Raw genomic sequence first — 15,339 nt, 5'->3', positions numbered from 1 at the left:
TGCATGAGCCTGCGTTTCCTTCCCTGGTCCTTTGCCCTCGCGCTGCTGGTCGGCTGCAGCACCGTGTCCGCGCCGCATGTGCAGCGCAAGGGCAATCTGTCGCCCACTGCCGAGGCCGGCCAGGCGGCCAATGTCGCCGCGGATGCTGCCCGTGACGCGCAGGGCGCTCCGCAGGCAGTGATCCGCCGTGGCACCGGCACCATGATCAACCGCGAAGCAGCACGCGCACCGGCACCGGCACTGCATGGCGCCAGCACCGGTGAAGCAACCTTCAATTTCGAAGGCGAATCGGTGCATGCGGTGGTCAAGGCCATCCTCGGTGACATGCTGGGCCAGAACTACGTGATCGCACCGGGGGTGCAGGGCACGGTCACCCTGGCCACGCCCAAGCCGGTGTCGCCGGCGCAGGCGTTGAACCTGCTGGAGATGGTGCTGGGCTGGAACAACGCACGCATGGTCTACAGCGGTGGCCGCTACAACATCGTCGCCGCCGACCAGGCGCTGGCCGGTACGGTCGCGCCGAGCACGGCGCCCGCTGCCAGTGCGCGAGGCTTCGAGGTACGGGTCATCCCGCTGCAGTTCATCTCCGCCACCGAAATGAAGAAGGTACTGGAGCCGTATGCGCGGCCCAATGCCATCGTCAACGTCGACAGCGGCCGCAACGTGATCACCCTGGGTGGTACCCGCGCCGAGCTGGAAAACTACATGCGCACCGTCGAGATCTTCGACGTCGACTGGCTGTCGGGCATGTCGGTGGGCGTGTTCCCGATCCAGTCGGGCAAGGCCGAACAGGTGGCTGCCGACCTGGAGAAAGTGTTCGGCGAGGAGAGCAAGACGCCCAGCGCCGGCATGTTCCGCTTCCTGCCCCTGGAAAACGCCAACGCGGTGCTGGTGATCACCCCGCAGGTGCGCTACCTGGACCAGATCCAGCAGTGGCTGGACCGCATTGATACGGCCGGTGGCAGTGCCCGCCTGTTCTCCTACGAGTTGCGCTACATCAAGGCGCGTGACCTGGCCGAACGGCTCAGTGAAGCCTTCGCCAGCAGCGGCAACCGTGGCGGTTCCAGCCCGGCCTCGCTGGCCCCGGGTGCGATGCCGTCGCAGCTGGGCAGCGACGGCGACCGTGGCATGGACAGCAACAACAGCAGCAGTTTCGGCTCGACCCCGGGCAGCGGTTCCAGTGGTGCCGGCAACGGCAGCATGAACCTGCCGCAGCGCCAGTCCGGCAACGTCAGCGTCAGCCTGGAAGTGGAGGGCGATCGCGTGGGCGTGTCGGCGGTGGAGGAAACCAATACCCTGCTGGTGCGCTCGACCCCGCAGGCCTGGCGCTCGATCCGCGAGGTGATCGAGAAGCTGGACGTGATGCCGCTGCAGGTGCACATCGAAGCGCAGGTGGCCGAAGTCTCGCTGGACGGTGACCTGAAGTACGGCGTGAACTGGTTCTTCGACAACGCCGTGGCCGGGCGTGCACTGACGGGAGCCTTGGGCGGCGTGACCCTGCCGGCAGCAGCGGGTGGCTCCTGGAGCAGCTTCGCCGGTGCCGCGACCGGTGGCGAAGGCCTGGGCTGGGCGTTCACCGGTCACAATGGTGCGGCGGTGGTGAGTGCGCTGGACAAGGTCACCGATGTACGCCTGCTGCAGACCCCTTCGGTGTTCGTGCGCAACAACGCCGAGGCCACGCTCAACGTGGGCGACAAGGTGCCGATCAACACGACTACGGTGAACACCGGCATCGGCACCAGCAGCTACAGCTCGGTGCAGTACATCGACACCGGCGTGATCCTGAAGGTACGCCCGCGCGTGACCCGCGACGGCACGGTGTTCCTCGACATCGTGCAGGAAGTGAGCAGCGCCTCGAACGTACCGGAGAACTGCAACCCACAGGAGCGCAACTGCAACCCGCGCATTTCCACCAAGAAGCTGTCGACCGAAGCGGCGGTGCAGAGTGGCGACACCATCATGCTGGCCGGCCTGATCACCGATACGGCCACCGATGGCAGCAGCGGCATTCCCGGCCTGAGCCGGATTCCGGTGGTGGGCGCGCTGTTCGGGCAGAAGAGCCGCACCAGCCGTCGTTCGGAGGTGATCGTGCTGCTGACCCCGAGCATCGTGCGCAACAGCCAGGAAGCACGCAATCTGACCGACGAGTACAGCCAGCGCTTCCGCGCGATGGAACCGCTGAACCAGCCGCGCGCAAAGAAGTAAGGGGGTTGCGGCAGGGCTGCGCCCTGCACCCGCAGAGGCTGAAGCTGGAGCAACGGCAACGGCAACAGCAACAGCAACAGCAACAGCAACAGCAACAGCAACAGCGGGTTTACTGAGGGATGGCGGGGCATTGTGGGTTTGCGGGGACGCCGTAAACCCGTCCATGGGGGCTGGGTCGCCGCATCCATGCGGCTCACACCCCGCAAACCCACAGTGCCCCGCCTTCGACAGTTTCCTGCTGCTGTTGGTAGGTGTCGACCTTGGTCGACACGATCCACGCCATGCGTGGATGACTCTCCATCGAAATCGAATATTTCGATATATGTGAGATCTGAGCCGAGCATGGCTCGGCTCTACAGAAGAGCAAGCAGGTCGCGGAAATCTGTCGAAGGCGGGGTGGGTCCGGTTGCGGGGGCGTGAGCCGCATGGATGCGGCGACCGAGCTTACATGGACGTACTTGCAGCGTCCCCCGCAATCGGACCCACCCCGCCAACCCCCAGGAACCCAGCTTTTGCTTCGGCTGTTGCTGTTGCCCTGGCCTGAGGCGGGTGCCGGGTGCAACCCGGCCGATACCCTCCCAGTGCTAGGCTGTGGCTACCGACAACCACGGAGGCGGGATGGGGGCGATCGTGTTGTTGCCGCTGTGCGTGGACGATGCCGCGCTCGACCGCTGCCTGGCCGCACTGGATGCGGGCACCGCGCCGGGGACCGCGGTCTGGCTGGCCGACGACGCGCAGACCGGGCCGCGTGCGCAGGCGGTGGTGGAACACTGGTTGGCGCACACGCCACTGCTGGCTGAGTACACCCGGCGTGCACGGCCACTGGGTGAAGTCGCCCACCTGGACGAGATGCTGCGCGCCTGCGATGGCATGGACGTGGCGGTGCTGGCACCGGACAGCGTGCCCGCACCGGGCTGGCTGCAGCAGCTGCAGGACGCCTTCGCCCGCGATGCCGCCATCGCGACCGCAACCCCATGGTGCAATGCCGGCGAAACCGCTGCGTGGCCCCGGCTGGGCGAGATCAATCCGGAACCCGACGATGCCGCGCTGCTGGCGCAGACCTGTGCCGGCCTGCCAGCGCTGCACCCGGAGCTGCCGTCGGCGGTCACCCACGCGGTGCTGGTGCGGGGCAACGCGCGCCGGCGTGCCGGCGGCCTGGACGTGGACAGCTATGCCGGCTGGAACGCGGCGCTGGTGGACCTGAGCCTGCGCATGGCCGGCCTGGGATGGCGCAACGTGTTGTGCGAGACCGCCTTCGTCAGCCGGGCAGGGGAGGCGGTCAGCCGTGATGGCGATCTCGAGGCCCTGGCCGCGCGCTGGCCGGGCTGGGTGCCTCGGCTGGCTGACTTCCTGATGCATGATCCACTGCACGGGCTGCGTGCCGACCTGCAGCAGCGCATGCGGCAGGCGATAATGCCGAAGGAACAGGGGGACCTGTTCGTCCCGTCTTCCGCGCCGGAGCCTCCTGCTTGAATGTTGCCATTGCCGCCATCGTCGTCACCTACCAGAGTGGCAGCACCATCGATGCCTGCCTCTCGCGCCTGCGCCAGGCGCAGGACGTGGCCGAGATCCGGGTGATCGACAATGGCTCGATGGATGGCACGCTGGATATCGTGCAGCGCCATGCCAGCCACGACCCGCGCGTGCGTTTCGTCGGCAATCCGGACAATCCCGGCTTTGCCGCCGCCAACAACCAGGGCGTGGCCGATTCGCACAGCCCATGGCTGGCCTTCATCAACCCGGACCTGATGGTTGAACCGGAAACACTGGCCGCACTGCGCGCCCGTGCCGAAGCGTTGGGCGACTGCCTGCTCGGCGTCGAACAGGTCGACGAGCAGGGCCATGCCGACGAGGCCGTGCGCCGCCGCGATCCGGACTTCCTGATGATGCTGCGCTCGCCAGGCAAGGGCTCGAAGCTGGCGGTGCCGCGTGACCCGCAGCAGGTGCTGCAGCGGGTGCCGGCGTTGTCTGGCGCGCTGCTGATGATGCCGCGTGCATTGTTCGACTGCATCGGAGGCTGGGACGCGGGCTATCGTCTGCACGCCGAAGACCTGGACCTGTGTCGGCGCGCGCGCGAAGCCGGGGCGGTGGTGGCGATCGCCAATGACCTGCAGGTCACCCACGTTCGTGGCGTCTCCAGCCGCTCGCGGCCGTTCTTCGTTGAATGGCACAAGCACAAGGGCCTGTGGCGCTATTTCCAGAAGTTCGAGGCCAGGCAGCGTTCGCTGCCGGTACGGGTGGCGGTGTGGGGCGCGATCTGGGCGCACGCCCTGATGCTGGTGCCGCGCCTGCTGCGCAGGTCGTTGTAGAGCCGAGCCCACGCGCGGCTCAGGCAACAATCCAACCGGGCGTGGGCCCGGCTCTACGGAAGGCGGGCGCGCCCACGGTTCACTCCGCCGGGCGCATAATCCGCCCCATGCCTATCATCCAGTCCCTGCTCGACACCGATCTGTACAAGTTCACCATGATGCAGGCGGTGCTCCACCAGCACCCCGGTGCCCAGGTGCAGTACCGGTTCAAGTGCCGCACGCCCGGCATCGACCTGGCCCACTACATCGACCAGATCGACGAAGAGATCGACCACCTGTGCAGCCTGCGCTTCAGCGACGCGGAGCTGGACTACATGCGTGGCCTGCGCTTCGTGAAGCCGGATTTCGCCGATTTCCTCGGCCTGTTCCACCTCGACCGCAAGTACATCCAGCTACGCGCGTCGAAGACCGTGCCCGGTGAGATCGAACTGGACATCACCGGCCCGTGGCTGCACACCATCCTGTTCGAAGTGCCGCTGCTGGCGATCATCAACGAAGTCTGGTTCCGCAACACCACCACCGCCGACTTCGCCGAGGGTGAGCGCCGCCTGCAGGCCAAGGCCGCGCTGCTGCGCGATACCCCTGGCTTCGAGCAGTGCCGCATTGCCGACTACGGCAGCCGCCGCCGCTACTCGCGTGACTGGCACGCCCGTCTGCTGCCGCTGCTGCGCGACGCGCTCGGCCCGCAGCTGGTCGGCACCAGCAACGTGCACTTCGCCCGCCTGTACGGCATGACCCCGCACGGCACCATGGCGCATGAGTATCTGCAGGCCTTCCAGGCACTGGGCCCGCGCCTGCGCGACTCGCAGGTGGCGGCACTGGAATCGTGGGCACGCGAGTATCGCGGCGATCTGGGCATCGCGCTGTCCGACGTGGTCGGCCTGGATGCGTTCCTGCGCGACTTCGATATGTACTTCTGCAAGCTGTTCGACGGTGTCCGCCACGATTCGGGCGATCCGTTCGACTGGGGCGACCGCATGCTGGCGCACTTCCAGCAGCGCCGGGTGGATGCACGCAGCAAGGTGCTGGTGTTCAGCGATGGGCTCGACATCGCCAAGGTGATGCGCCTGTACGACTACTTCCGTGGTCGCTGCCAGGTCGCCTTCGGCGTCGGCACCCACCTGACCAATGATCTGGGGCCAACGCCGCTCAACATCGTCATCAAGATGGTCCGCTGCAACGGCCAGCCGGTGGCCAAGCTCAGCGATTCGCCGGGCAAGAGCATGTGCGACGACCCGGGCTACCTGGCCTATCTGCGCCAGGTCTTCGAGCTGCCGCCGGCGTAAACGCGTCGGCTTGCAGCACGCCGGCTTACAGGTAGTCGACCACCACCAGGTAGGCGCCCTGCAGCGGCTGCTGCTTCGAAGCCTGCACGCTGTAACGCTCGGAGAAGGCGATATCGCCGGCGCGCATCGCGCTGGCCGACACCGACAGCTTCTGGCCCTGGCGCTTGCCGTCGCGCAGCGTGGCGGCCTGGCCATCGGCAAGGGCCGTCACGGCAACCGTCGAGCCCTTGGCCGACGGCGGGCAGGCGGCCAGGCTCAGCTCACCCTGGGACAGGGCCGTCGTGCAGCCCGGCTCGGCGATGCGGCCGCTGAAACGGATGCTGCCGCTGCTGGCCTGGGCCAGTGCGCTGACGGACATCAGGGCCACGCACAGCAGAATGGAGTTCCTCATGACACGTTCTCTGGTTCGGTGTGTCCTAGTTAGCGACAGGTTCGATCCGTCTTTAATAGGACAAATCCGAATCTGCTAGGGCCATCACCAAGAAAGAGTGATGCGCATCAAATAAGGCGTTTTTCACTTGAAAAAAGCCTGTTTCCGCGCATGCCAAACGCGTCACCAGGAGCGTCATGCAGGGTCGTTTGTGACCTGATCCGGCCACCGTCACCTTCCCCCCGCCCCCTTAATCTCGATTTTGCCTATCACGTCACATTTAAAGCGTCAATGAATTGGCGTTCAGAAAAATAATGAGACTTTCATCACAGTTGTGCCTATACTTGCGTCACGGATTCAGGGGAAGGTATGTCCGAGTCCGGCCACAGGTGAGACGCAAGGATGGGTCTTGATAGCCCGGCAGTGCTCCTTGCTTCCTCCTCTACTTCTCATCTCTTCAGTAGGGTTAGGTAAAAGCGAATGCACAAGATCAATATCATCGCCGCTCTGATGCTGGCCGCCGCTCCGCTGGCCGCCAACGCCGCCGACGGCACCATCACCTTCAACGGCAAGGTGACCGACAAGACCTGCACCATCTCGACCCCGGGCGGCAAGGACTTCGCCGTCAACCTGCCGACCGTGTCCAAGAACACCCTGGCCACCGCCGGTGCCGTTGCGGGCCGTACCCCGTTCGCCATCAACCTGAGCAAGTGCAGCGCCGGCAACGTCGCCACCTACTTCGAGCCGGGTTCCACCGTTGACTTCAACAGCGGCCGCCTGGTCAACCAGGCTTCGGCCAACGCTGCCACCAACGTGCAGCTGCAGCTGCTGGGCTCGAACAACACGTTCCTGCCGATCAAGGCGGCTGGCACCGGTCTGGCCCAGGACAACTCGCAGTGGGTGACCGTGGCCGGCGACGGCACCGCCAACCTGAACTACTACGCTGAGTACTACGCCACTGCCGCCGCCACCCCGGGCGACGTCACCAGCAGCGTCAAGTACACGATCATCTACAACTGATCGTAGTCGTACCCGCACTGGCCGGCGTACGCGCCGGCCAGTGCATCGCGGCCCCAGGCCACATACCTCGAGCGTAGTACTTCCGATGAAAGCAATCTTTCCCCGGGCGCTGCTGCTGGCAGCGTTCACGCTGCCCTTCTGCCAGAACGCTCTGGCCGGCGTGGTGGTCAATGGCACGCGAGTGATCTATCCGGCGCAGGCGCGCGAAGTCACCGTGCAGGTCGACAACGTGGGCGATTCGCCGGCGCTGGTGCAGGCCTGGATCGACAGCGGCGACGCCAACCAGACCGCCGATACCAGCGATGCCCCGTTCGTGCTGACGCCGCCGATCGCGCGCGTCGAACCGGGCCGCAGCCAGGCGCTTCGCCTGATCTTCTCCGGCGCGCAGCTGCCGACCGACCGTGAGTCGGTGTTCTGGCTCAACGTGCTGGATGTTCCGCCGTCTCCGGACAACGCCGACAGCGGCGAACAGAATTACCTGCAGGTCGCGTTCCGTTCGCGCCTGAAGCTTTTCTACCGGCCGCAGGGCCTGAAGGGCGTCGCCAACGACGCGCCGGCAGCGCTGCGCTGGACCCGCACCGGCGACCGCCTGCGGGTGGAAAACCCGAGCCCCTTCCACGTCACTCTGGCCGAAGTACATGCCGTGACCGGCAGCAGTGAAAAGGCCGTCGAGGACAAGGGCGCGATGGTCGCGCCGAAGCAGAGCCTGGAGTTCGCCGCACCGGCGGGCACCGACCAGGTCCGCTTCATCACCATCAACGACTACGGCGGCCGGGTGGAACACACCATCCGCCTCGGCAGCACCGGGGGCTGAACGCGCCGCGCTGGCCCTTGGCCTGCGCATCCCGCCACCGCCGCTGTGCGGCGAATTGAAGGAATGTCAGTGTGATCGGAAACAGATTGACATTGTCGATCCATCAGGCGCTTTGCCTGCTGGTTGCTGGCGTGGCCTGCCCAGGATGGGCGCTGGCTGCCCCGGCCAATCTCGGCGAACAGGCGCTGATGGCGCAGAGTGGTGCGGCCAATGCGCGTGCACCGGAGTCGGCCCAGTTCAATTCCAGCTTCCTGTCTGGCCAGGCCAAGCAGGTCGACCTGGCGGCCTTCAGCAACGGCAACCCGATGGTGGCCGGCAACTATCGTGTCGACGTCTACGTCAACGGTGCCTGGCAGGGCCGTCGCGATCTGCAGTTCAAGGCCGATGCGCAGGGCCGTGTCGACGCCTGCCTGCCGCTGCCGATGCTGGAAGAAATGGGCGTGGACAGCGAAGCCGTGCTGCTGCAGCAGGATCCGTCCGTGCCGACCGACAAGACCAGCTGCGTGCCGGTCCAGCAGCGCATGGCCAATGCCTATGGTGTCTATGACAGCGGCAACCTGCGCTACGACCTGAGCATCCCGCAGGTGTTCCTGCGCCGTGAGGCACGCGGCTACGTCAACCCGGCGCTGTGGGACCGCGGCATCAATGCCGGCTTCGTCGGCTACAGCTTCAATGCCATCGACAGCGACAGCCGTGTCGAAGGTGGCCAGCGCAACCGCAGTGCCTACCTCGGCCTCAACGCCGGCATGAACCTGGGTGGCTGGCAGTTCCGCCACGATTCGAACCTGACCTGGTCCGAGGGCGATGGCCGCCATTGGCAGAGCATCGCCACCTATGCACAGCGCGGCATTCCGCAGGTGCGCGGCATGCTCACCATCGGTGAGGCCTACACCACCGGTGAACTGTTCGACTCGATCGGTTACCGCGGTGCCAGCCTGGCCAGCGACGACCGCATGCTGCCCGATTCGCTGCGCGGCTACGCGCCGGTCGTGCGCGGCATCGCCGAGACCAATGCACGCATCGAAGTGCGCCAGAACGAGCAGCTGATCTACTCCTCCACCGTGTCGCCGGGCAGCTTCGTCATCGACGACCTGTACCCGACCGGCTACGGCGGCGATCTGGAAGTGAGCGTGATCGAGGCCGATGGCCGCCGCCGCGAATTCAAGGTGCCGTTCGGTTCGGTGCCGCAGATGCTGCGCGAAGGCGTGTCGCGTTACTCGCTGACCGCCGGCCAGGTGCGCAACAAGCTGCTGGCCGATGAGCCGTGGCTGGTGCAGGGCACCTACCAGCGCGGTATCGGCAACCAGCTGACGCTGTACGGCGGCAGCGCACTGAGCGACGGCTACCTGTCGCTGCTGTACGGCGTCGGCCTGTCCACGCCGGTTGGCGCGTTCGCCGCCGACGTCACCCACGCACGTACGACGTTCGACCACTACGGCAACCACACCGGTGCCAGCGTGCGCTTGAGCTACAGCAACATGATCGGCGAGACCGGGACCAACCTGACCCTGGCCGCCTACCGCTATTCGACCGAAGGCTTCTACAGCCTGCAGGATGCGCTGTATGGCCGTGATTCGGACAAGCGCGGCATCGATCCGACCACCCGTGGCCGCCAGCGCAGCCAGTTCCAGGTGACCCTGAACCAGCCGTTGGGCCGTCGGGGCGGCGCGTTGTACGTGACCGGCTCGGTGCGCGACTTCTACGACCGTTCCGGCACCTCCAAGCAGTACCAGGTCGGCTACAACAACGCCTGGCGTTCGGTGAACTACGGCTTCTCGGCGCTGCGCACCGAAGAGGGCGTACTCGGCCGCTCGGATACCCAGTACCTGCTGTCGATGAGCGTGCCGCTGGGCCGTGGTACCCACCCTGTGTCGTTCAGTGCTGATCTTGGCGTGCGCGACCGCGGGGGCTACGACAACAGCCGCGTTGGCATCACCGGTTCGGCCGGTGTCGACAACAACTTCAGCTATGGCGCGGCCCTGTCCGATTCCCGCGAGGGCAGCACCACCGCGATCGGCAACGTCGAATACCGCAGCCGCTATTCCGCATTGAACGCCAGCTACAGCCACTCGCGTGACTTCCGTCAGGCTTCGGTGGGTGCCAATGGCAGCGTGGTCGTGCATCCGGGTGGTTTCACCTTCACCCCGCAGCGTGGCGACACCATGGTGCTGGTGGAAGCACCGGGCGCGCGCGATGCGATCGTCAGCAACGCCCCGGGCCTGCGCGTCGATGGCCGCGGCTACGCCGTGGTGCCGTACGTGTCGCCGTACCGCCTCAACACCGTCACCCTCGACCCGCAGGGCATGGCCCACGACGTCGAGCTGGAAAGCACCAGCCAGTCGATCGCGCCGTTCGCCGGTGCCATCAGCTACCTGCGCTTCGATACCCGCAAGGGCAACGCGCTGCTGATCCAGGTGCGCAACCCGGATGGCCGCACCATGCCGTTCGGTGCGCAGGTCAAGGACGAGCAGGGCCAGCCGGTGGGCATGGTCAGCCAGGGCGGCCGCCTGTACGTGCGCAGTGAAAAGAACCAGGGCCGCCTGCTGGTGGAATGGGGCGCAGGCGCCGACCAGCGCTGCACCGTCGATTACCAGGTTCCGGCGGGCGCCGATGCGTCCAAGACCGGCTTCATCCCGCTGGAGGCAGCATGCCGATGATTTCTTCCCGAGGCCGCAAGGCGCTGGCTGCCGTGGCCGTGCTCGGTGGTGTCGCCTTCGCCAGTCCGGCGTTCGCCAGTTGCTACATCACCCAATCCGGCTTCGTTGCGCAGGATGTTCAGATGGATATGGGGCAGATCGTGATCCTGCCCAATCTCGCTGTGGGTGGAGTGATCAAAGAGTTGATCGTGACCATCAATCAGCGGAACAGTATCGCCCGCTGTGATGGCTGGGGCGGCAATGCCAGTGGCCGCTTCGTCAATGCTGCACAACAGACGCCGGTTCCGGGGTTCAGCAACGTTTATGCCACCGATGTGGCCGGGGTGGGTATTCGCGTCTATCGCGATTCTGGGGATATCCAGACCTACTACCCACATACTCTCAATTTGCGCGGCCCTGCCAATATATCGCTCAGTGGCGGCCGCTTCCGTGTCGAGCTGATCAAGACCGCGGCGCAGACCGGCTCCGGCATCATTGCGCCCAATGGCCGGTTCACCACCTACTACTACGACGGCGATGGTGCTGGCCGCCCGGTATTGACCTCGACCTTCAAGGGCTCGGGCACCACCGTGGTCAGCCCGACCTGTGAAGTGCAGGCCGGCAGCCGCAACATCGCCGTCGATTTCGGCAGCGTGCCCAACACCACCTTTACCGGTGTCGGCTCCAAGGCCGTCGATCGCGATTTCGAGATCCGCCTGAACTGCCAGGGCAGCAATGTTGCCCAGTACCAGAGCAAGATCGGCATCCGCCTGGATGCCGACCAGGACAGCTCGAACATGCCGGGCGTGCTGAAGCTGAGCGCCGCCAGCAACAGCGCCACCCGCATCGGCATCCAGATGGTCCAGCGTGACGGCACCACCGAGCGCGAAGTCCGCTTCGGCCAGACCATCAACGTGGGCACCACCGCACCGGGGACCAGTGTCATGGCGCTGCCGCTGCGCGCCCGCTATGTGCAGACCCAGGCCGGCACGGTGGGTGCGGGTGTCGCGAACGGCCAAGCGACATTCACCATCCAGTACGAGTAAGGCGGCCCCAGGCTGCGGCCACTGCTGCGTTTCACTGCAACGTCGCCCGTTCCGCGGGCGGCGTTGACTGCGTCTTGATCTTCCAACGATGAAGATCAATGCCACGACGCGCGTATCATCATTCGAATGTGATGTACGTCGCGATTTTGGAGTTTCCTCATGAGGTGACCGTCTCCTGCCTGCGGGTGTTGGACGGGAACGCCGAAAGGATCCAGACGTGGCTACAGCTCCTGGCATTCCCTCGCGCCGTCCGTCCGGAGCGCTGCGGTGAAGGTCCTGTCGGTGTTCGGCACGCGACCGGAAGCGATCAAGATGGGGCCGCTGGTGCGTGCCCTGGGCGAGGCTGCGGATATCGAATCGGTGGTCTGCATCACCGGCCAGCACCGGGCAATGCTGGACCAGGTGATGTCGCTGTTCGAGATCACCGCCGACCATGACCTCGATGTCATGGTCCCCAACCAGACCCTCAATGGCTTGTGCGCGAAGCTGTTCGAGCGGCTTGACGCGCTGTACACGCAGGTCCGTCCGGACAGGGTGCTGGTGCACGGCGATACCACCACGGCGATGACCGCCGCGCTGGCCGCGTTCCACCACCGCATTCCGATCGGCCATGTCGAGGCCGGACTGCGCACCGGTGACATCAACCGGCCGTGGCCGGAGGAAATGAACCGGCGGGTGATCGATGTGGTCGGCCACCAGCTGTACGCGCCCACGCCCAGCTCGCGCGCCAACCTGGCCGGTGAACACCTGGGCGGGCAGATCCTGGTCACCGGCAACACCGTCATCGATGCCCTGCAGCAGACCGTGGAGCGCCTGGATGCCGACCCGGCGCTGCGTGCGCGGGCTGACGAACCCTTCCATATGCTTGATCCCGATCGTCGCCTGCTGCTGGTCACTGGCCACCGCCGTGAGAGCTTCGGCCAGGGCTTCGAGGACATCTGCCGCGCGCTGGCCGAGCTGGCCCGGCGACCGGACCTGCAGGTGCTGTACCCGGTGCATCTCAACCCGAACGTGCAGGGCCCGGTCAACGCCCACCTCGGCCATCTCGACAACGTGCATCTGGTGCCGCCGCAGGATTACCTGCGCTTCGTGCGCCTGATGCAGCGCGCCGACGTCATCCTCACCGACTCCGGTGGCGTGCAGGAAGAAGCGCCGGCGCTGGCCAAGCCCGTGCTGGTCATGCGCGACGTCACCGAACGCCCGGAGGCGGTCGAGGCCGGTGTGGTGACGCTGGTCGGCACCACGCCCTCGCGCATTGTCGAAGCGGTCAACGCGGCACTGGCACAACCACCGCACCCGACCCGCTTCGATCCCGACGCCAGCCCCTACGGCGATGGCCGTGCCAGCGCGCGCATCGTCGCCGCCCTGCGTGGCACGCCCCTTCCCGAATTCTCGCCCGGCCTCCGCAGCGGCGGTGCCGCCCACTCCCATCCACGCGAAGTGACGCCATGACCCAGACCGGCCGCTCTCCCCTGTTTGCATCCGCCGCCGCGTTCGTCCTGTCGGGCGTGGTTGGCAGTGCCCATGCCGCCGACAGCGTCGCCGGCCAGTTCGCCGAATGGAGCGGCGACAGCACGGTCAGCCGGCAGATGACCCTGCGCGAACTCGGTTTCCGCCAACCGCTGGTGCTCAGCGGGCAGGAGAGCCAGCGCGAGGTCTATCTGCCGGTGCCGGCTGGCGTTGCCACCCGCGATGCACAGCTGCAGCTCGATGGGCGCTATGTACGCGGGCACGCTGGGCGTACCTCGGGCTTGTGGTCGGTGGATGGCGATCCAATCGCCGCGCGCTCGATCACCGATGCCCAGGGCGATGCCAGCCAGCTGCTGGCCATCGATGGCGAACCCCGCCAGAACGGCTTCGTGCGGGTCGGCGTCGGCTGGTGGTCGATCGTGTCCGACTACCAATGTGCCGACCAGAGCGCGCCGGCCAACGTGCTGCGGCTGTCGCCGGACTCGCGTTTCAGCTACCGCTTCGACGGCCGCTCCGTGGACACCGTGGCCAAGGCGTGGGGCGCGCTGCCCCCGCAGGTGCGCCTGCTGGTGGATGGCAAGGCACTGCAGGCGCCCGCCTACGATGCGGCCTGGCGCATCGGTACCGCATTGCAGGCCGGTGGCAAGCAGGTGCAGGTGGTGGCGCTGCCCAAGGTTGGTGACAGTGTCGACCTGACCGGCATCAGCATCCCGGCCAGCCTGCAGGGCGTGCCGGCCTATGCCGCGCTGGCCGCGGGCGAGCGGGCATACGCGATCAAGGATCTGGCCGAAGTCGGTGCGCTGCTGTCGCTGCGGGACAGCGGGCCGTTGGCCGCCGATGTGATGATCGGCAGCGATGCGCTGCGGGCCGGTGTGCGCGCGGCACTGGATGCGCTGGCCGCACAGGTTGCCACCGCTGGCGCCGACGCGGGCACGGCGTTCGCCGCGTGGCGCGGTACCGACATGGGTGGCCTGGAAAGGCCCGCGACCAGCGCCTCGGTCAGCGTGGTGGCCGTTGCCGGCCGTCCGACGCTGGTGGTCGACCCGGCGGCGGCGGGCAAGGTCGCCGGGTTGTTCGCCGACCAGTGGCGCAGCTATGCGCTGGGCCGCAGCCTGCAGGTCAGCGCGGCGGGCACGCCGAAGCTGGACGGTGACCAGGTGCTGCTGAGCCGGCTCGGCAACATCGCCGGCACGATGGATGTCGTCACCCGCGCGGACCGCAGCGCCACCTTCGACCTCGGTGCGCTGTCGGCCGACGGGCGCCTGCCCGAGGAGGTGGTGATCGACGTCTCGGCGGCCCCCAACGCGGCCGGGCAGGGCGCGGTGGCCACCATCCATTTCAACGATTACCTGCTGGGGGGCAAGGTGTTGTCGGCCAACGGCCAGCCGCAGCGGCTGGTGGCCAAGGTGCCGGCCTATGCGCTGTCGGCGCGCAACGAGATCCGGGTCAGCTTCCTGCGCCAGCCGGCACGCCCCTATTGCCACGATCCGGCCACCGCCTATCCGGTATCGGTCCTGCCCAGCAGTCACCTGACCCTGGCCAAGCGTTCGCTGGGCAGTGATTTCGTCGGTGCCAGCAGCCAGCTGTCACGCGGCAACCAGGTGTTCGTGCCCGCCACGTGGCTGCAGGATGCGCCGGCATCGCTGCGCAAGGTGATCGCGGTGGCCAGTGCAGTGGGCGCCTCGCCGGAGGCGTCGGCGCTGAAGGTGGTCGATGCCGGTGCGGCGGTCAGCCCGGGTACGCCGTGGCTGGCCTTCGGTGTGGCGCCGTCGGGTGTTGATGTGGCCGGCCTGAAGGACGGCCACCTGCTGATCGGCGGGAAGCCGCAGCCGCTGCTGGATGTCGGCGGCCTGGATCGCGCTGCGGTGGTGCAGGTCGGCACCTCCGGCGGCCAGCTCGGGGTGCTGTACAGCGACCTGGGCGCACAGGCACCGTCGTTCGGCGCACCGTTCCGGCTGCTGCGCGGTGATCTTGCGGTGCTCGACGGCAGTGATGCCGTGCGCGAGTTCGATCGCCAGGATCCTTACGGAAGCCGCGTTGCCCAGGATGGCAATCCGCAATCGAAGTGGGAACGGCACATGGTCTGGTTGCTGCTGCTGGTCGGCGTGATCGTGTTCGCGCTGCTGGCCGCCCGCGTCACCCAGGTGCGCCGCCGCAAGTCCGCCAACACAGGGCACTGATCC

At 66.8% G+C, this 15,339-nt stretch carries 11 protein-coding genes; 10 read left to right on the top strand and 1 reads right to left on the bottom strand.

The features are described 5' to 3' along the window. Nucleotides 1-3 precede the first annotated feature (3 nt). The 4 genes from gspD (at nucleotide 4) to pncB (ending at nucleotide 5,800) form a co-directional block, all read left to right on the top strand. Entirely contained in the window at nucleotides 4-2,205 is a 2,202-nt protein-coding gene (gspD, locus tag RI032_RS06080; protein WP_057504186.1) for a type II secretion system secretin GspD, read from the top strand. Between the two features lie 618 nt (nucleotides 2,206-2,823). After that, nucleotides 2,824-3,678, top strand: a complete 855-nt coding sequence (locus RI032_RS06075) for a glycosyltransferase (RefSeq protein ID WP_197656649.1) — start codon at nucleotides 2,824-2,826, stop codon at nucleotides 3,676-3,678. Further along, on the top strand, nucleotides 3,675-4,514 hold the full coding sequence (locus RI032_RS06070) for a glycosyltransferase family 2 protein (protein ID WP_010482011.1): 840 nt from the start codon (nucleotides 3,675-3,677) through the stop codon (nucleotides 4,512-4,514). Before RI032_RS06075 ends, RI032_RS06070 begins: the two co-directional genes overlap by 4 nt. Before the next feature lie 107 nt (nucleotides 4,515-4,621). Next, nucleotides 4,622-5,800: a nicotinate phosphoribosyltransferase gene (gene pncB, locus RI032_RS06065; protein WP_010482009.1), complete on the top strand. Its 1,179-nt coding sequence runs from the start codon at nucleotides 4,622-4,624 to the stop codon at nucleotides 5,798-5,800. A 25-nt stretch (nucleotides 5,801-5,825) separates the two neighbouring features. Here the strand turns inward: pncB and RI032_RS06060 are convergent, their stop codons facing one another. Further along, nucleotides 5,826-6,191 (bottom strand): hypothetical protein, encoded by a 366-nt coding sequence (locus RI032_RS06060; protein WP_010482007.1) that lies wholly within the window; start codon nucleotides 6,189-6,191, stop codon nucleotides 5,826-5,828. A 459-nt stretch (nucleotides 6,192-6,650) separates the two neighbouring features. On the opposite strand from RI032_RS06060, the gene RI032_RS06055 reads away from it, so the two are divergent. The 6 genes from RI032_RS06055 to RI032_RS06030 all read left to right on the top strand — a co-directional run bounded on the left by RI032_RS06055 (nucleotide 6,651) and on the right by RI032_RS06030 (nucleotide 15,336). Then, complete coding sequence (locus RI032_RS06055; protein ID WP_010482005.1) at nucleotides 6,651-7,190, top strand: fimbrial protein; 540 nt, start codon at nucleotides 6,651-6,653, stop codon at nucleotides 7,188-7,190. An 85-nt stretch (nucleotides 7,191-7,275) separates the two neighbouring features. Next, complete coding sequence (locus tag RI032_RS06050; protein WP_049411192.1) at nucleotides 7,276-8,004, top strand: fimbrial biogenesis chaperone; 729 nt, start codon at nucleotides 7,276-7,278, stop codon at nucleotides 8,002-8,004. A gap of 92 nt (nucleotides 8,005-8,096) precedes the next feature. Then, entirely contained in the window at nucleotides 8,097-10,661 is a 2,565-nt protein-coding gene (locus tag RI032_RS06045) for a fimbria/pilus outer membrane usher protein (protein ID WP_010482000.1), read from the top strand. Further along, nucleotides 10,652-11,686: a fimbrial protein gene (locus RI032_RS06040; protein WP_260364038.1), complete on the top strand. Its 1,035-nt coding sequence runs from the start codon at nucleotides 10,652-10,654 to the stop codon at nucleotides 11,684-11,686. The genes RI032_RS06045 and RI032_RS06040 overlap by 10 nt, the downstream gene beginning before the upstream one ends. 267 nt (nucleotides 11,687-11,953) lie before the next feature. After that, on the top strand, nucleotides 11,954-13,138 hold the full coding sequence (gene wecB, locus RI032_RS06035; protein ID WP_197598084.1) for a non-hydrolyzing UDP-N-acetylglucosamine 2-epimerase: 1,185 nt from the start codon (nucleotides 11,954-11,956) through the stop codon (nucleotides 13,136-13,138). Next, complete coding sequence (locus tag RI032_RS06030) at nucleotides 13,135-15,336, top strand: hypothetical protein (RefSeq protein WP_322547991.1); 2,202 nt, start codon at nucleotides 13,135-13,137, stop codon at nucleotides 15,334-15,336. The genes wecB and RI032_RS06030 overlap by 4 nt, the downstream gene beginning before the upstream one ends. Nucleotides 15,337-15,339 lie beyond the last annotated feature (3 nt).

The sequence above is a fragment of the Stenotrophomonas geniculata genome, assembly GCF_034508895.1.
Taxonomy (GTDB): domain Bacteria; phylum Pseudomonadota; class Gammaproteobacteria; order Xanthomonadales; family Xanthomonadaceae; genus Stenotrophomonas; species Stenotrophomonas geniculata.
The sequence above is the reverse complement of the archived record's forward strand: the minus strand, read 5'-3'. Positions and strand labels throughout refer to the sequence as shown.